Origin of the sequence: Salibacterium qingdaonense (assembly GCF_900114715.1) — a bacterium.
Taxonomy (GTDB): Bacteria; Bacillota; Bacilli; order Bacillales; family Marinococcaceae; genus Salibacterium; species Salibacterium qingdaonense.
Genome location: NZ_FOTY01000028.1, coordinates 1 through 17,104 on the forward strand (window position 1 = coordinate 1; position 17,104 = coordinate 17,104).

Annotated in this window: 16 protein-coding genes; all 16 read right to left on the reverse strand. The window is 48.3% G+C overall.

Going from position 1 to position 17,104, the window contains the following annotated elements; translation table 11 throughout:
* Positions 1-331: 331 nt before the first annotated feature.
* Positions 332-1,072, reverse strand: coding sequence for a MurR/RpiR family transcriptional regulator (locus tag BM058_RS14990; RefSeq protein WP_177195582.1), 741 nt, complete (start codon positions 1,070-1,072; stop codon positions 332-334).
* A 50-nt stretch (positions 1,073-1,122) separates the two neighbouring features.
* A complete protein-coding gene (locus tag BM058_RS14995) occupies positions 1,123-2,100 on the reverse strand; it encodes a formylglycine-generating enzyme family protein (protein WP_090927968.1) in 978 nt (325 codons plus the stop codon).
* Between the two features lie 116 nt (positions 2,101-2,216).
* On the reverse strand, positions 2,217-2,468 hold the full coding sequence (locus BM058_RS15000; RefSeq protein WP_090927969.1) for a hypothetical protein: 252 nt from the start codon (positions 2,466-2,468) through the stop codon (positions 2,217-2,219).
* An 85-nt stretch (positions 2,469-2,553) separates the two neighbouring features.
* Positions 2,554-2,997: a hypothetical protein gene (locus tag BM058_RS15005; RefSeq protein ID WP_090927971.1), complete on the reverse strand. Its 444-nt coding sequence runs from the start codon at positions 2,995-2,997 to the stop codon at positions 2,554-2,556.
* A gap of 85 nt (positions 2,998-3,082) precedes the next feature.
* The gene (locus BM058_RS15010; RefSeq protein WP_090927972.1) at positions 3,083-6,208 is read right to left on the reverse strand and encodes an efflux RND transporter permease subunit; all 3,126 of its coding nucleotides are present in this window, start codon (positions 6,206-6,208) and stop codon (positions 3,083-3,085) included.
* Positions 6,205-7,935 (reverse strand): efflux RND transporter periplasmic adaptor subunit, encoded by a 1,731-nt coding sequence (locus tag BM058_RS15015; protein ID WP_090927974.1) that lies wholly within the window; start codon positions 7,933-7,935, stop codon positions 6,205-6,207. The genes BM058_RS15010 and BM058_RS15015 overlap by 4 nt, the downstream gene beginning before the upstream one ends.
* Before the next feature lie 253 nt (positions 7,936-8,188).
* Positions 8,189-9,559, reverse strand: coding sequence for a TolC family protein (locus tag BM058_RS15020; RefSeq protein ID WP_090927976.1), 1,371 nt, complete (start codon positions 9,557-9,559; stop codon positions 8,189-8,191).
* Between the two features lie 175 nt (positions 9,560-9,734).
* A complete protein-coding gene (locus tag BM058_RS15025) occupies positions 9,735-10,037 on the reverse strand; it encodes a hypothetical protein (protein ID WP_090927978.1) in 303 nt (100 codons plus the stop codon).
* A 378-nt stretch (positions 10,038-10,415) separates the two neighbouring features.
* On the reverse strand, positions 10,416-10,907 hold the full coding sequence (locus tag BM058_RS15030) for a sigma-70 family RNA polymerase sigma factor (RefSeq protein WP_177195583.1): 492 nt from the start codon (positions 10,905-10,907) through the stop codon (positions 10,416-10,418).
* Between the two features lie 532 nt (positions 10,908-11,439).
* Positions 11,440-11,610, reverse strand: a complete 171-nt coding sequence (locus BM058_RS18650; protein ID WP_245737032.1) for a hypothetical protein — start codon at positions 11,608-11,610, stop codon at positions 11,440-11,442.
* Between the two features lie 345 nt (positions 11,611-11,955).
* Positions 11,956-12,609: a class II aldolase/adducin family protein gene (locus BM058_RS15040; RefSeq protein ID WP_090927981.1), complete on the reverse strand. Its 654-nt coding sequence runs from the start codon at positions 12,607-12,609 to the stop codon at positions 11,956-11,958.
* 19 nt (positions 12,610-12,628) lie between these two features.
* Positions 12,629-13,897: a TRAP transporter large permease gene (locus tag BM058_RS15045; RefSeq protein ID WP_090927983.1), complete on the reverse strand. Its 1,269-nt coding sequence runs from the start codon at positions 13,895-13,897 to the stop codon at positions 12,629-12,631.
* Positions 13,894-14,394, reverse strand: a complete 501-nt coding sequence (locus BM058_RS15050) for a TRAP transporter small permease (protein ID WP_090927985.1) — start codon at positions 14,392-14,394, stop codon at positions 13,894-13,896. Before BM058_RS15050 ends, BM058_RS15045 begins: the two co-directional genes overlap by 4 nt.
* Before the next feature lie 16 nt (positions 14,395-14,410).
* Complete coding sequence (locus tag BM058_RS15055; protein ID WP_245737033.1) at positions 14,411-15,421, reverse strand: TRAP transporter substrate-binding protein; 1,011 nt, start codon at positions 15,419-15,421, stop codon at positions 14,411-14,413.
* Positions 15,422-15,431: 10 nt separating this feature from the next.
* Positions 15,432-16,460, reverse strand: coding sequence for a zinc-dependent alcohol dehydrogenase (locus BM058_RS15060; RefSeq protein ID WP_090927987.1), 1,029 nt, complete (start codon positions 16,458-16,460; stop codon positions 15,432-15,434).
* 20 nt (positions 16,461-16,480) lie between these two features.
* Positions 16,481-17,101, reverse strand: coding sequence for a GntR family transcriptional regulator (locus tag BM058_RS15065; RefSeq protein ID WP_090927989.1), 621 nt, complete (start codon positions 17,099-17,101; stop codon positions 16,481-16,483).
* Positions 17,102-17,104 lie beyond the last annotated feature (3 nt).

The window sequence follows — 17,104 nt, forward strand, 5'->3', positions numbered from 1 at the left end:
CGAGTTCCTGCAGGGTTTCTATACGTGCGCGTTCAAATGTGCTAAGGTGTTGATAGCTCATGACAGCACCTCCGTGATTTGTTTGTGTGGTAACTAACATTTTACACGAAGCTGTCATGAGCTGCTTTTTTGGGGAGGGCTCTCCTTTCCCACCCTTATGGTTAAGCCGTTCAAAACGATCTATCGTCGCTTTGAACGCCGCTTCCAAGGGTGGGAAGCAGATAAGCCGTCAAGACCTTTCGCGGCATATCCTCGTTTCACTCCGGTATTCCACGATATCTTGACGCCTCCCCCAAAACTTAAAGAGTGTTGCACTTGATATTACAATCTGTCATTCAAAATAATGATAAGACAACACATCAATAGCGCTGTGAAAGGCGCTTGAGGTACTGATGGAAGCAGGATGGATCTCGTTGTGCACAGGCATTCCATAGTCAGCATGATTCATCAGCCAATTTGCAGGGGAACCGGTGACTGCGAGGATTTTCACGTTTTTCAAAAAAGGAATATGAAGGGCTTCCTTCAGAGCAGGGTTGTTACCGCTGCCTGAGATAACCACCATCATGTCGTCAGCTGTCATCCTCTCTACTACGAGCTGATACAGGTTCGTATTAATATCGAGCGGGACGATCTGCATGTTTTTTCCCATTCCGAGAAAAATCCGCTGCAATTCCTGGGCGCAGTTCTGCTGAAGCTGGCCGGTTCCCGTCACGTAGACATTCGAGCTGTTTTCCATCGCCCGGCAGACCTGGTACAAGTCCATGTTCATCAAATTCGTTACCGTCTGCTCTACACTTTGAACTAACGAGTCGGCAAAGTCTTTATGCGTAACATGATGTTCGAAGAGTTCTGTTTCCCATTTCATGAAATTTTTCATTTCCGTATAGCCGCTGAACCCGATTTTCTGTGCAAACCTCAGTATCGAAGACTTAGAGCTTAAACTCTTCCTGGCGAACATGTTGATGCTTAAATCACTGATTTCTTGTTTGTTGTTCAGAATAAAGGTGCCGAGCTCCTTTTCTCCTTCGCTCAAACTCGAAAAATTCGTATTTATCAGCTCTTCAATTTTCACGAGCATACCTCCCCGGATTGGAAGTTCTCTGCGGCGGAAAAAGTCGTTGTTCAGTCTTTGGCATCAGCCACGCACCGGAAACCCAAATTGCCTGTCGAACTGTCGATCGTGTTGGAACTGCGAGCCGCCACCCGGTACCGGTTGCAGTAGGTATAGTGACACAGGTAGGAGCCGCCGCGCGTTACTTTGGCGTCTCCTGTTTTTGGTCCTGTTGGATTAACAGACTCCCGCTTTTCAGACGACGTATCAAACCAGTCCGAACACCATTCCCACACATTTCCCGAGACATTGTACAGACCGTATCCATTGGCGGGGAAAGACTGCGCCGGCGCCGTTCCTTTGAATCCATCGTCCATCGTGTTCTCTTCAGGAAACGTCCCCTGCCATATGTTGCAGTAGTGTTCGCCGCCCGGGGTCAACTCATCCCCCCATGGATAGCGGTTCTGTTCCAATCCCCCTCGGGCTGCCATTTCCCATTCCGCTTCCGTGGGAAGACGTTTCCCGGCCCACCTGCAGAAAGCCTCTGCATCATTCCAAGATACGTGAATCACCGGGTGGTCCATCCGGTCTTCGATGGAAGAACCCGGTCCTTCCGGCTGATACCAGTACGCCTCCCCGACCGCATACCACCACGGAATGGCAGGAAGCTGCTGGGTTGTCACGCCAGGGTTGTCCGGCAGAAAGGAATAAAAAACAAACGACCAGCCGAATTCTTCTGATTCGGTACGGTACCCTGTTTCTTCTACAAATTTGTTGAATTCGCGGTTGGTTACCGTGTACGCATCGATATAGTAAGGGGACACGTCCACCTTCCGGACAGGCCCTTCACCATCTGCCTTAAAGCCTTCCTCATCATCGGTACCCATGAGAAACTCACCGCCCGGGATGTACTGAAGTTTATCACGGAATCTCATTGTGTTACCGCTTGGTACATCGTTATGTTCCTCGTTTCTTCCTGTCGTAAAATCAATATCCACCATCGAGCGGCTTCCCGCACAGCACGATTTCTGGTTTTCCTTGTGCTCCATGACACACACCTCTCCCCTCTCATAGAATCGAACCATTTTTTCGTTACCATTCTGTTCGTCTATTGTACGTCATCGCCTGCACGCTTTCCAATTATTTAGACGATGGACTGCAGGGATTACGGCGGGGACCCGGCTTCGATTGGTTCATGATATTGGATGGAACCGCTGCGCGGCGGACACTGCATGATGGTCACCGGGAAATAGTATCCACCGAAGCTGCTTTTGTGGACACTATCCTGGTAAGCCCGCGGCTTAATGGCTGATAATAACTGCCGGTGTACACTATTTTCCTGGAGAGGCGTCCTGGTATCCACAAACGCTTCATCCACAGACACTGCGGCAGTACATTCATCCGTTAGTGTCCGCACCGCACCTCCTCCTTTCCTTCTCCACTACACAAAAAAACCCCCGCTATCCCGGATAACCGGTAGATAACGGGAGTTCATCATTGGTTTATTCAAGCGTCGTCTGCTCCAGCAATTCGCCGCCTTTGGCGTAAATGAGGCTCACACTCTGATCCGGATAGACCTGCCGGATCATATCGGAATAGGTGGATTTCAGATCTTCAGTCAGTTCCTGATTGGAAGCAATCGTGATATCAATGTTGATCTGCTGTCCATCTTCACTATCCACTTCCTGCACTGTGGCTTCCTGCACACTCTCTTCACTTTCGAGCTGTGACTTCAGGTCGCTGTTGGAGCTGAGCTCAGCGGAGGCCTCTTGATTTTCGGCCTGCTCACTGCTGTCATTCTGCGATGATTCTTCTTCACTGGTGGATTCCTGATTACTTTCCTGGTCACTCTGGTCTTCCCCGCTGTCTCCGGAGGAGCAGGCAGCGGCAACCGCCATTCCAAGAGTTAGTACACCTGTGAGAAGTACCTTGCGTTTTTTCATCATAACCTGAGTCCTCTCCTTTACTGCTGAGTAAGATGTAGTATAGGCAAAAATCCCAAAGATGTACAGGGATTTTATGCCTATTTTATTACATCTCTTCTTTCGGCTGTTTTTTCAGCCGTTTTTTCTCCCGGCGGTTTTCCGCTTTACGCTTAAACCAGAGTACAATATTATCCGACGAAGCGTACACAACGGGGATTAAAATCAACGTAAACAGCGTGGAGAATGCAAGTCCGAAGACAATGACAATCGCCATCGGCGCCTGTGCTTCCGCGCCCTCGCCGATACCGAGCGCGACCGGAAGCATCGCAAGAATCGTCGTCATTACCGTCATCAGAATCGGGCGGAGACGGGACGGTCCTGCATCCATAATGGCCTCATCGCGTTCGAGACCATCGGAACGTCTCTGGTTGATGTAATCCACGAGTACGATCGCGTTGTTCACCACAATACCCGCAAGCATAATTAACCCGATAAAGGCGGTCACACTAAGCGGTGTCTGGGTCACAAACAGACCAAGCAGTACACCGATCAGCGTAGCTGGAATCGAGAACATGATGACAAGCGGCTGAATAAAGGATTCAAACTGAATCGCCATGACAGCATAAACGAGAAAGATAGAAGCAACAAGGGCCAGCCCGAGATCGCCGAACGCTTCCTGCATATCCTGCTGCTCACCGCCGTAATCAACGGTATAGCCGTCCGGCATATTCATTTCATTCATCGCCTGCTGCACTTCGGTGGATACACTGCCGAGCACGTAACCCGGAGCAACGTCACTCGTGATGTCAATCTGGCGCTGGGAATCCTCTCTTGTAATCTGTGTCGGCCCGGTCGTTTCGTTCAGTTCAGCTACTGCGGCTAGTGGAACACCGGCTCCCTGGGCTCCTGTAAGAGTCAGATTGCGGACATCGGAGAGCTGCTCTCTGGCGCTTCCCGGGAGAATAACCTGTACCGAAATTTCTTCTCCTTCTTCCCGGTATTCGGTAGCAATCTGCCCGTTAAACGATGTCATGACCTGTCCCATAATATTCTGGTAGGTCAGCCCGTACTGTGACGCCTGCTGCCGGTCAATATTCAGTTCAAGCTGGGGATTACCGTCCCCGGAAGAGTTCTCCACGTTCATTGTACCCGGAATACTCTCCACTTCAAACACGGCCTGTTCAGCCAGGTCCCGAAGAACGTCCTGTTCCTGACCGCTGATACTAACTGTAATCGGTGTACCGCTGCCGGCTGCACCGGAAGCGACATTCTGCACAGATACGTCAGCCCCTGCTATCCGGTCGGCCTGATCAGACAGCTCTGAAATCATACCGCTTGTTTCAATCTCCCGCTCGGAAGAATTAACGAGCGAGATGTTGACCGTAGCCGTATTGTTACCGCCGCCGCCGGCTGCTGCGGCACCACCGCCGCCTCCTCCAAGGGAGCTGTAAGTGGAGTCGATACTGTCCTGATACGGCTCGAGCATGTTCCATACCTGCTGTACTGCGCGCCGTGTTTCGTCTTTCGTCGAGGCTTCCGGTGTCTCCACGTTTACTGCGATTTCTCCTTCGTCGGATTCCGGTATAAATACCGCACCGATAGCAGGCACAAGGGCAAGCGACCCGACGATAAGCAGGAAAGTAATGAATATAACCGTCTTACGGAACCTGAGGGACCATCGCAGCATGCGTTGGTAGCGGTCGTTCACTGCGCGCCCCAGCCTGTTGAAGCGGCTGTTTTCATCGGGTTTTTTGACTTCTTCTTTAATGAACTGGGACGCAAACATCGGCACAATCGTAAGCGCTGCAATTAAGGAAGCAATCAAAGCAAACGAAACGGTTAAGGCAAGTGGTGTGAACAACTCAGATGATATGCCCTGCACAAATACGAGTGGAAGAAATACAACCAACGTCGTACTGGTGGAGGCAACCACCGCGCTTCCGAGTTCCTTCGCCCCGGCAATAGCTGCATCTTTGCGCGACTTCCCGTATTCTATATGCTTGTAAATCCCTTCGAGAATAACAATGGCACTGTCCACCATCATACCAACCCCGAGGGCCAGCCCTCCCATCGTAAGAATGTTCAGGGACTCTCCGGTGAAATACATAAGAGTGAATGTGGCCACAATCGAAATAGGTATCGAAATAGCAATGACCATCGTGGCACGTACACTGCGCAAAAAGGCCAGAAGCACAAGGACAGCAAATAGAGCACCGAATAATAGATTGTTGAACACGCTGTTGATGGAAGATTCTATGTAGTCCGCAGAATCATAGACTACTTCAAGCTGTGTTTCCTCTCCAAGTTCATTGTTATTCAGGTTATTCACGATGTCCGTTAGAGATTGTGAAACTTCCACCGTGTTAGCGTCTGACTGCTTCATAATCGAAAACATAACAGAGGAACTGCCGTTCACATACGTTTCTGATGAATTATCGGCAACAGTATCCACAACATCTGCAACATCGCTAAGCTGTACATTACCGCCATCCGGCAGTGGAATCAGGGTGTTTTCGATATCTTCGATCGACGTGAACTCTCCGTCCACCCGGAGCTGCAGATCCTGTCCCCCGCTCTGTACTTCTCCGACCGATCCGGAATCATTTTCGGCGTTCAAGGCGTTGACAACGTCATCAGCCGTCAGTTGATACCGATTCAGATCTTCAATGCGGAGCTGTGCTTCGATTTCTCTTTCTTCCAAGCCTTCAATGTTCGCACTGGCTACCCCGAAACCCTGCTCCAGCTGAGGTTGAATCCGTTCCTCCGCCAGCTGCTGCATATTCATATTGCCTGTATCGCCGGAAATACCAATCCACATCATCGCCTGCTGGTCCGGATCAAAACTGAGGACAGAAGGATCATCTGCTCCATCCGGCAATTGCGCTGATGCCCCGTCAATCGATTCCCGTATATCAAGCATCGCCTGGTCGAGGTCCGTGCCGAATTCAAACTGGACCTGAATCAGCGAGGACCCCGATGAAGACTGGGATGACAACGTATCCAGTCCTTCCAGGGTCCCGAGCGAATCCTCGAGCGGCTGCGTGACTGTTTCTTCTATATCTTCCGGCGCGGCCCCGTCGTAGCTTGTTGTAACCACAGCAAACGGAAGTTCCATATCCGGATAAAGGTTAATCGCCAGATTCCGGAATGAAACCAATCCGAGCACTAGTACTATAGCAACAGCCATGAAGATACCGACGGGCCGTCTGACCGACCAACTGGAAAGATTCATGATGTCATGCCTCCATTACGCGGGGCAACAGAGGCTGCCTCTTCACTGGATGAGTCTGCATCACTTTCCTCGTTCTCTTCATTACTTTCTGTGTTTTCTTCCCCGGTTCCACCGGCATCACCTTCTTCTGAACTGCCGGAGTCACCGGAGGAGTTCTGTGAACTTTCCTCAGCCTCCTGCGGGGACTGCACAGAGGCTCCATCCTCCAGGAAGTACTGTCCACGTGTGATGACAGGTGTTCCCGCTTCTATGTCTGCTTCAATGGCCGTGAGATCGGATTCTTCCCTAACGACTTCGACAGGTACGAGTCTGGCCTGATTTTCTTCACGGATGAAAACAGAAGACTCTCCGTCCACGTCAATGACAGAGCTGGTCGGAACAAGAAGTCCATCTGAGACATAGGTCTCGTATAAAAGAATCTCAGCGTAAATGCCGGAACGCAGTTCCCCATTTGGATTCTCTACCTGCACTTCCACATTGAACAGACCATTATCGTTGGAAGAATCAGCGATATAAGTCACAGTGCCGGTTCTTGTCTGTTCAATAGAAGGAAAGCGTACATCCATCTCCGTCCCTTCTTCAAAACTGGACAGCTGCTCTTCGGTAACTGCTGCTGTCGCATTCAGCGTATTCATTTCACCAATGGTGATCATCGCATCCTGCTGGGAATAATATTCCCCGGGATTGACCGCGACTGTCAGCACTCTGCCGGAACTTGGCGCCGTTACTACCGCATCCTGAAGGTTATCTTCAGCCTGCTGCACAGCCTGCCGCTGCTGTTCCACACTGGCCTGGGCGTTTTCAGTATTTCCTTGTGCTTCATCTACGGAAGCATTCGATGATTCAATTCCTGCGCGGATTTCCTTCTTTGAATCCCGGGCCTGCTGCAGGTTGGATCTTGCTGTTTCCACCTGGGACTGCAGCTGCTCGATGTTATATTCCTGCTTGGTCTGTTCCAAACTGTTCTCCGCTTCTGTGACGCTGTCACGGGCATCTTCCACGGCATTTTCCGCGTTCTCAAGCTCCTGTTCTGAAATTAAACCTTCATCATAAAGCTGCTGGCTGCGGTCCCGCTCATTTTGTGCTGTCTGAAGATTACGCTCAGCGGTCTGAAGAGCCTGTTCCGCATTCTCAATCTCATCTCCACGGTTCGCGCGGGCCTGCTCCAGGTCAATCTGCGCCCGGTTTAGCTGCTCTTGTGCCTGACGTATAGAGTGATCAGCATTTTCCAGTTGTGCCTGCTGCTGCTCCACGCTGGCTGCCGCTCCTCTCTCGCCGGCTTCTGAAACCGCAACGTTACTCTGCGCAGCCCGCAGTGCAGCGCGCTCCTGTTCCAATGTGTTACGCAGGGAAGAGTCGTCCAGCCGCGCCAGCACCTGCCCCTGCTCAACCTGCTCGCCTTCTTCCACGAGCACTTCTGTGACATCGGCTGTCAATTCAGGAGTAAGGGACACTTCCGTGAGCGACTGTGTCGTTGCGTTGACAATACGCTCCCCTGTCAGGTCCCCGATCTCAGCCTGCTGTGTTTCCACCGTTACGCTTTCCTGCTGCGAATCCACTTCCGTCGACTGACATCCTGCGATTACCATGATCAACAGGAGGCCGGCTGACAATGTCCATGTATGTGATAGTCGTCTTTTCCAACCAAGGCGGCTTTTCAATTCCCCCGTCTCCCCCATTCTTTCAATAGTTTTAAAGAGTCTAAAGCCATATACTTCTCCAAGCATTATTATAACGCACCTATGTTAAAGGATATCATAGAATGCCTACCTTATTCACCGGTCAAAGATTCCCTCCTTGCTTTCAAATGATTATATTACATAACCATTTAAAAACTTAACTATTCATCAATATAAGGCAAAAGAATCATAGGGTCAACTCATGTGCTGTAATTCATAAACTCTTCACATAATTGAATGCAAACATTTCAATCCATATAAAAAGCTGCAAGGATATGTATGATCCCTGCAGCTTTTATTATTACTGTGCAGCTGCCTGTTGTCCGGAAGATCCTGCAGAGGAGCTTCCTCCGGCTCCGGATGATGCTCCGGCCGAAGCACCGCCGGACTGCTGTACGAGACCGTCCTGCATCGCTTTAATCTGTTCATTAACAAGGAATAGATTCCATCGTGCGGAAGTCAGTTCCTGTTCAGCCTGATCAACCTGAATACCGGCCTGTTCATACTCAGCCTGAGGAATTACGCCGATATCAGCCTGGATGCGGAGGTCCTCTACATCAGCCTCGGCATAACTCACTTCATCGCGGGCCTGGAGTACAGCCTGGTACTGCGCCTGCGCTTCCTGGAACGTGCTGTTTATGGAAGTCCGCAGATTCTGCCGCAGCTGCGTGATATTTTCCTGTTCTGTTTCCACGCTGATGTCAGCCTGTTCTTCTTCAAACCGGGTCGCGTCTTCATCATTACGTGTCTGCTCCCGGTTGTACTCAGCAAGCTCGAGCGCTTCCTGAGCATTCTGCAGGCTGAACGAATCCTCTATAAGTGTTTCGGTATCCGTTGTCTGCTCCATCGGCTCGAGTTCTCCCATCTCCGGTGCTTTGAGCGTCAGGTCTTCGTGATAAACAATGCCGATATCGAGCGCAAACATTGCCAGATCATGATTGTACTGCGAGCGCGTGTCGGCGAGATTGCTCTGCAGCCGTCTCACTTCACGCTGCGCGGTCTCATATTCACTTTCCGGAGCGGTGCCGATTTCCACCCGGCGCTCTACATTGGACGTCTGCTGCTTCTGATTTTCAAGAGAAGCCTGAGTCATTTCGATTTGATTCTCCTGCATAATCAGCTGTATAAAGGTGGATTTCGCAGACAGTTCTGCACTCCGGTGCGCCTGTTCCCGGTCATAGCGGAGCTGGATTTCACTGGAGTTCTGCTGCCGGATCGAATCTTCCAGGTCGTCCAGATTGTCTTCCAGAGTCTCTATTTGATTCTGCAGTTCAAGTCTTGTTTGAAACGTCCGCTCGCCGGTTTCATCTTGCACATCGCGCAGATTGTCCATTTGATCCTCTAAATCTTCCAGATCATCCTGAAGGTCACTGTACTCATCCTCCGAGCCCTCAATCTGGCTTCGGATGTTATCAAGCCGGTAGTTCATGAGAATCAACGATGAATTATCATTCAAGGCCGCATCCACTGCATCTTCCATTGTTAACCTCTGTACAAGATCTTCCTGCGCTTCTTCATTATTTTCCTGGGTATTTTCCTCTGATGACGTTTCTTCCGACTGTTCCGATACCTGCTCCTGTTCCTGACTGTCCGCTTCCTGAGCGGATACCGCACCCGTTAAACCGGAAGAAGCAAAGAGTACCGCCAACCCCGCAGAAAATATGCGTTTCATGTTTTCCTCCCCTATCTGCAAGAAATTATTGTTTAGATTTCTTAATAGTTTCCTTTACTAATCAATTGCTATTATAACGTAAATACACGGGAAGGAAAATAAAAAAGATATTATATTTCTGTGAAAAAAATGCCGCGGGCGTTTACCCTTTCCGCGGCATGTAGAACATTATTCATTATTGCTGCAGCGCACATTCTTTTGAAGTAAACAGATATATGCTGCTTTCCTCTTTTTTTACATGGAGGGTTTCTGTCAGCGCTTCTGAAAAAAACGGAAGCTGATATCCTTTGCATCTGGACGGATTGTCCTGGCTCCGGATCACATATTGCACGCCAAGGTGAGGGAAGAACTCAAACGTTTCCCATTCGTTTTCAAACATTTCAGCTGCTACGATTCGTGTAACAACGTCCGCCAAGTCTTTGTTAACCACTTCTTGTACATGGCTGCTCATATAAGTAGAGAAAGCTGAATCATTCATGACCTATCTCCTTTTCTAATCAAAGACTACTTTCTCATTGTAGTAAAAATAATAGAAATGTATGGTAGATTTCAATTCTGTAATGAGATTTTGTTATGGGGTCCCGCATTTTTCAATCATACTACGCGCTCTGCGCATAGTCTGTTTTTATGCTTTTATAGTAATTCCGGCTTTATTATTTCCCCTTTGTCACTATAAAAAAACCTCCGATGGACCATTTTCAGACAGATATTTAGCAAAAATGGTTCCTGGAAGCTTCCCAGGAACCATTTCCCTCTATTATATTGTGCGACTGATCCTTAGAGCCGATCTATCGACCTTTTCAGGGCGTTCCCAATCGTAGAATAGCCGGTAAGCAGAACACCAGGCGGTCTTTTCTTACATCCGCAGTTTCCGCAGAGCAGAACGGCGCCAGTCTTTGACAGTGTGGGGGGAGACGTGGAACCGCCCGGCAATCTCCTTGATACCGCGTCCATGGATGCTGTACTCCAGCACCCAGTCCTGCTCGCGCGGGGTCAGCCGGTCCAGATACGGACGCAGGCTGTCGAGCTCCAGATACAAACTTTCCATATCAGGCGCCGGCGGTTCCGGCGCGCGCTCAAAATCACTCGGCGTGTAACGCTCCTCGTACACCGAATCTTTGCGCAGCTGCTCCTGCATCTCCCCTTTCACGGTAATATAAGCATAGGACGAAAACGGCACATTCTTCGTGTCATCAAACCGCTCATACGCTTTCCATAACGCAATAAAACCTACCTGCATGAATTCTTCCTGATTTTTATAGATCCGAAGCCGCTTGATCATACCTGTCACAAGCGGTGTGAAATCTTCCGCCACCTCTTCAAACGAAATACCCAGTGCCTGATTCATATTATTGACCTTTTCGGCCGGCGCGCCGCCGCTGTATTCCATGGTAGCCTCAGCGTAAGTGAAAAACCGGCGGCGCGCACCTTGCCAAATGTAAGTATTTTACATAATGATCCGGCGTTCCACCGAGAGAAGCATTCGTCATTCACGTCTTATGCTTCAACGTTGGACAAATGGGTAACGAAGTTTCATTAGGGTTCGACACTTGTATCCATAGGGTGCTTCAAGGTTTGGCAGGTAAGCGCGGTTGTTTGGCATGTATTTGAGTGGATTCGGCATGTAAATCCGTTTAGTTCGCCGGTACCGGCGGGTTCGGCTTGTATTACAGTGCATTCGGCTCGTAAAGCATGCAGTTTGGCATGTATTCGACAAAAGTCGGCAGGTAACGTCCAGCACACCGACCGCATCCCCGCAGCAGCACACCAAGATATACAGAAAAATCCGGACAGTACCCAGTGCCCTGCATCGCACATCGGATACTTGTCCGGATTTTATCGATTGCCGTCTTGCTTTATTTCTTTCCCCATAACTTGCATCACGCGACAGCGGCCGTCATGTTTTTTCCTTCATTGTATTCTGCTTCACTATAGTAGAAATGGAGGCAGTGATCATGCTTCGTCCAGGACAGAATATCATCCGGACTGTACAGCATATCCAGAGAAGGTGGGCCGTCGGTGCCATACTCCAGCTGATCAGCAGAATTCACGCCGCCCTCTACGCTATTGTTCTACAGCAAGTTCTTTCTTTTTCTCTAGCGCTGCATCAGACTAGTCATAGGAAGTGACACGGTGACCCTGCCCGGCCAAGTAAACGGCGTTTCAACCTTCGCCTTCCGCGAAACAGACGACCACAGCCCGTTGCAGAATATAATCTGCTTCCGTGCTGATAAAATCATTTTCTTTTTTCCCATACACCTACTCTTCGTCGAAAAAGACATCGTTCCAGAAATTCTTTGACATGACCTTCCCACCTTCTCTTTTATCACCTTCATTTACCGCGGTACGGGAAAAGCACTGAAACGATGCTTCGCTTCCTGCAAAGTACCAACATATTATCTCGACCAGTTTCTTACAGGTTTATAACCGGAATTCTGCAGAAAATCATGTTCCTGATCTTTACTCATCCCCTGCATGGTGATTCCTTTCTCTATAGCCGTGATATGCATTTTGGCTGTGTATTCCATGGTTTGTAGAGCCATTCGTGCTTCTTTAATATTCTCATCATAGACGAGGACACCGTGATTTTCGAGAAGCATGACGTTCGTGTCTTTCGCCTTTTCTTTTACAGCATCAGCAAGTTCCCGGCTTCCCGGATGGAAATAGGGGATTCTTTCAACCCGCTCGAGGTAATACATTGCTTCCACAAAATAATTCGATGGGAGTTCCACGGCAGAGCAGGCAATCAATGTACTGTAAAATGGGGAAGCATGAAGAATAGCTCCGATCTCCGGGCGCTCTTCATACACTGCTCGGTGCATATTGTATTCTTTAGATGGTTTTTTTCCGGATACCCATCCTTCTTCAAAGGAACAGAGGGAAAAATCGTCCACGTTCATATTGCCGACGTGGGTGCCGCTTGAGGAAATATAGAACTGATTTCCCCCGTCTCTTGCACTGATATTGCCGGCAGTTCCCCATACAAGGTCATTTTCTTTCATGAACATACCTGCTTCGTGTAATTCTTTTACTGTCGTAAGATGTTCCATTCCATGTTCCACTCCTTTTTTATAAGTTTAATAGTCCAGTAGACACTTGCGGTACAAATATGATGATAAGAAGAGTCAGGAGAACAGCGACATAAAAAGGCATCATTCCTTTTGCCAGTTCATCCAGCCTTAAGTTGGCTATGCGGCCTGCTACAAATAGGTTTAACCCCAGTGGAGGAGTCACCATGCCCACTGCAAGTGTCACAATCATAACCATGCCAAAGTGAATCGGATCAATACCAAGTTCCAGTGCCACTGGTGCCAGAATCGGCGCTAAAATGATAATCGAAGCATTCGTTTCCATAAACATTCCGACAATCAACAGCAGAACAACAACGGATAGAAGGAAGACCGATGGATTATCGGAAACAGAAGTGAAGAATCCAGCAACCTGCTGCGGTATATTTTCAATCGTTAATACCCAGCTGAACAATCCGGCAACAGCAATAATAAGCATAATCGTGGATGTTGTCGTTATTGCTTGCTTTAATATTTTTCCAATATTCCCAAAATGGATCGACCGGTAAAAGACGACACTAATAATAAAGGCATAAGCTACCGCCACACCAGCAGCTTCGGTGGCTGTAAAAATACCGCTATAAATACCGCCGAGAATAATGAACGGCATGATTAACGCGGGAATCGTCTGCACAAAAGCCTTTCCAAGTTCACCGGCGCTTGTTTTTTCTTCACGACGGTATCCTCTTTTTTTAGAAATAATAACGACCGTAATAATCAGTCCTGCACCGACGAGCACACCCGGCAGAATGCCTCCGATGAACAAATCTCCTATTGATGCATCGGCTGCTGTACCATAAAGAATCAGGGGAATACTCGGTGGAATGATGATACCAAGAGTTCCTGAGACCGATTGCACACTTCCTGCAAAATCACGATGGTATCCTCTTTCAACCATGGCCGGAATTAGAATCGATCCCAACGCGGCAGTTGCTGCAATGCTTGATCCGGATATAGCAGCAAAAAACATGGTTGTGATGACTGTTACCATCGCCAGTCCGCCTGAAAAGTGTCCAGTTAATGCATTGGCGAAGTTGATCAAGCGCTGGGAGATGCCTCCAAATTCCATAATGACACCAGCCAGAATAAACAATGGTATCGCAAGCAATGGAAAAGAATCCAGCGACACGAACGCACGCTGCGCGAGCACCACAAGCGGTGTTCCCCCCTCAATCAAAAGCGCCAGGCTGGTAGATAAACCCAGAGCCACTGCTACCGGTACCCCAAGAACAAACAATACGATAAGGGATATGACTAATGCCGTGATCACTTCGTTTCACCTCCTGCAGCGTTTTCATAATCGACCATATACCTGCATATATTAGCAATTCCATTCAACGCCATAATCAGAGAACCTACAGGAACCGCCGCATATACCCATGCTATAGAGAACTGCAGGGTAGGCGTAACCTGACCAATCACCGTAAAGGTTAATACTGTACCGTAATAACATAGAATAATAAAAAACGCGGTGGAAATAATGGAAACGATAAATTGCAATTTCTTTTTCGTTGCAGCGCTTACAAGATCAAATAAAAAATCAATCGCAATGTGCTCTCTATTTCTCACAGCCAGCGCTGAACCAAGGAATACAATATAAATCATTAAATATCGTGATATTTCCTCCGACCACGCCAGTGGAAAATTAATAACAAAACGAGTCACTACCTGAAAGAAAACCAACACAGCCAAAGCGACAAGCATAGCGGAAGCCACGTATTTCACGGCTTTATTCAAATAATCAACAGCAGTAATGTACTGTAGCATGGCACAAACCTCCTTTTCACTCTCTCATCTCCACAATTTCGTCATAAAGATCCCGCCCATATTTGTCCGCAAGATTTCTATTCACGGTTTGGACTTTTTCTTTGAATAACGATCTATCGACTTCTATGACTTCCATCCCTGCATCTCTCATTGTCTGCATAGCTTCTTCCTGCTGCTTGGCTACGAGTTCGTTCTGATACTGTCTTGCTTCCAGTGCTGCTTCTTCCACAGCCTGCTGTTCGCTGCTGGAAAGCTTTTCGTGTGTCTTATCACTCATCAGGAGCTGCACGTAGCCATATACATGCTCTGTCATCATGAGGTAATCCTGTACTTCCTGCAGCTTCGCATTCGTAATAAACGACGCAGGATTTTCCTGAGCATCAATCACGCCAGTCTGCAGGGAGGAATATACTTCACTGAAGTTCATAGGCGTGGGGTTTGCACCCATAGCGTCCCAGCCTTCAACGGAAGCCTCAATATTCGGGACCCTGATTTTCACTCCACTAAGATCATCTGGTGTTTCCACACGTTTGTTGGCGGTCAACAGTCTAGGCGAGCGGATAAAAAATTCCAACCCTCTCACGCCGGTTTGTTCCAGCATCTCACTTTGAAGATTTTCACCCCCTTCTCCATATAGAAAGTTTCTTAAATGTTCATTATCTTCGAATAAATATGGGAGTTCGAGAATGGCATACTCTGGGTGAAAGTTAGACATAACACCCGCAACCAAAGCAAAATCCACCGACCCGATCTGCATTCCTTCTACAAGGTCGCGGTCCGAGCCAAGCGTAGAACTAGGGTAAAGGTCGACCTCAACTGTACCGTTCGTTTTCTTCTCAACCAGTTCGGCGAAGCGTTTGGAACCTAGATGCCAGGCATGATCCTCATTTTGAATATGTCCAAGCCGCAGGGTTGTAACAGAACCGGCTTCTGCCGTCCCGGAGGACGAGCCGGTATCCTGTGAACAACCCGCCAGTGTCAGAACTGAAAGCATGACAAAAACAGCAAGCGTTTTCACGTTTTTCACACTATACCTCCTACTCATTAAATGTTACTAATACTTTGACCGATTGATCTTCTTTCTTATCTACCATCCTGAACCCTTCAGCGGCTTTCGCTGCCTCAAGACGGTGAGAAATGACGTTTTCTACTGGAATGGTCCGGGATTCGATAATATTCAACGCTTCTTCTGTATCCGGACGATTATACGTCATACAACCAATCAACTCTTTCTCCTGCTGTTGGAGCTGTTCTACGTCAAGCTGCTGCTGGCCGTGAAACATAGCAACAGTGACAGCGCGACCACCTTTTTTCAGAAGATTCAGTGAACCGTTTACAATACCGGGAACTCCGGCGGTGATGAGCACTTTATCAAAAGATCCCCCCATTTTCTCTTTTACATTGCTTATCCACTCCTCATCATCTTTAATGTTGTGTGTGTCTTTGGCACCAAGCTCTACTGCCTTTTCCAGTGAGTATTCCAGCATATCTGTGACAACCGTGTTTTCTGCTCCCTTCGCTCGAACCGCTGCTAATGTCAGGAGTCCGATCGGTCCTGCACCAAGCACTGCCACCCTGTCTCCAGGTTGAATGTCAGCTTTACACGCAGCATGTACACCAACAGCCAGAGGTTCTGTCAGAACGCCCCGATCGTAACTGACCGAATCGGGAAGAGGAATGATCAGCGATTCAGGAGAAACGAAGTAATCCGCCATCGTTCCCAGCCAGGTGTCCATGCCGGGAGCTAATCTTTCATCCGAATAATTAATATGACCAGTCATTTCCCCTTCACTCTCTCCTGTGCCAAGCTGCGGTTCGACGGTTACCCGGTCTCCAACCTTGACATGTGTTACTTTTTTCCCTATACAAACGACCTCGCCTGCTACTTCGTGACCGATTACCACAGGTGGTTTCCGAAAGGGATGAAGTCCTTTGTACGTGTGGATATCCGATCCGCATATTCCTGCCACCGCAACCTTTACTAGCACTTCATCTTCTTTAATTTCCGGCGTATCAATGTCTTTCACTTCTACTTGTTCTGCGTCTTCTACAAAGACTGCCTTCATGGTTCTCCACTCCCTTTTCTTTACTTAAACAACATCTGTTTCGATTCCTGAAGATGCTTTCTCATAATTTCTACACTTTCTGCTTCATTATTTTTGAGCGCCTCATACAACTGCACATGATCTTCATAGAACTTACGAATTCTCATCGGATCCTTTTTCAGGTGACGCAGAGTAATACGCAGCAATTGATCCTGATAGTTTATCAAAATACGAGTGATTTCACTGTTCCCTGCGATTTCGCTGAGCGCCAGGTGAAACTCATGATCCAGGTTGGCAAACGTTTTAACATCAAGATTCTCCGCTGTTTTCCTGGTTTCTTCGAGGTTCTTTTCCAACTCTTTTAAATGATCCCCAGCGATACGACGGTACATTTCTTCACAGTTAAATGTCTCCAGCGCTATCCGTAGGTTATAGATATTGTTAATCCGTTCCACTGATAAATCGTGAACCAGAATGCCCTGCTTGGAAGATACCGAGGCGAACCCCTCCGCTTCAAGCCGGGTCAGCGCGTTTTTGATCGGCGTTTTACTCATTTGAAGATCGTTGATAAGTGTTCGTTCAGATAAAAATTCTCCTGGAGGATACTCTTCTTCGAGTATTTTTTCTTTGATTTTTTGGTACGCAGCATCTTTTAATAACATGTC

Coding starts and splice junctions, on each gene's coding strand:
- BM058_RS15010 (WP_090927972.1), bottom strand. CDS start 6,208: ATGAATCTTTCCAGTTGGTCGGTCAGACGGCCCGTCGGTATCTTCATG.
- BM058_RS15050 (WP_090927985.1), bottom strand. CDS start 14,394: ATGCTACAGTACATTACTGCTGTTGATTATTTGAATAAAGCCGTGAAA.
- BM058_RS15015 (WP_090927974.1), bottom strand. CDS start 7,935: ATGCTTGGAGAAGTATATGGCTTTAGACTCTTTAAAACTATTGAAAGA.
- BM058_RS15030 (WP_177195583.1), bottom strand. CDS start 10,907: ATGAATCAGGCACTGGGTATTTCGTTTGAAGAGGTGGCGGAAGATTTC.
- BM058_RS15025 (WP_090927978.1), bottom strand. CDS start 10,037: ATGAATGATTCAGCTTTCTCTACTTATATGAGCAGCCATGTACAAGAA.
- BM058_RS15005 (WP_090927971.1), bottom strand. CDS start 2,997: ATGATGAAAAAACGCAAGGTACTTCTCACAGGTGTACTAACTCTTGGA.
- BM058_RS15060 (WP_090927987.1), bottom strand. CDS start 16,460: ATGAAGGCAGTCTTTGTAGAAGACGCAGAACAAGTAGAAGTGAAAGAC.
- BM058_RS14995 (WP_090927968.1), bottom strand. CDS start 2,100: ATGGAGCACAAGGAAAACCAGAAATCGTGCTGTGCGGGAAGCCGCTCG.
- BM058_RS15020 (WP_090927976.1), bottom strand. CDS start 9,559: ATGAAACGCATATTTTCTGCGGGGTTGGCGGTACTCTTTGCTTCTTCC.
- BM058_RS15065 (WP_090927989.1), bottom strand. CDS start 17,101: ATGTTATTAAAAGATGCTGCGTACCAAAAAATCAAAGAAAAAATACTC.
- BM058_RS15040 (WP_090927981.1), bottom strand. CDS start 12,609: ATGGAACATCTTACGACAGTAAAAGAATTACACGAAGCAGGTATGTTC.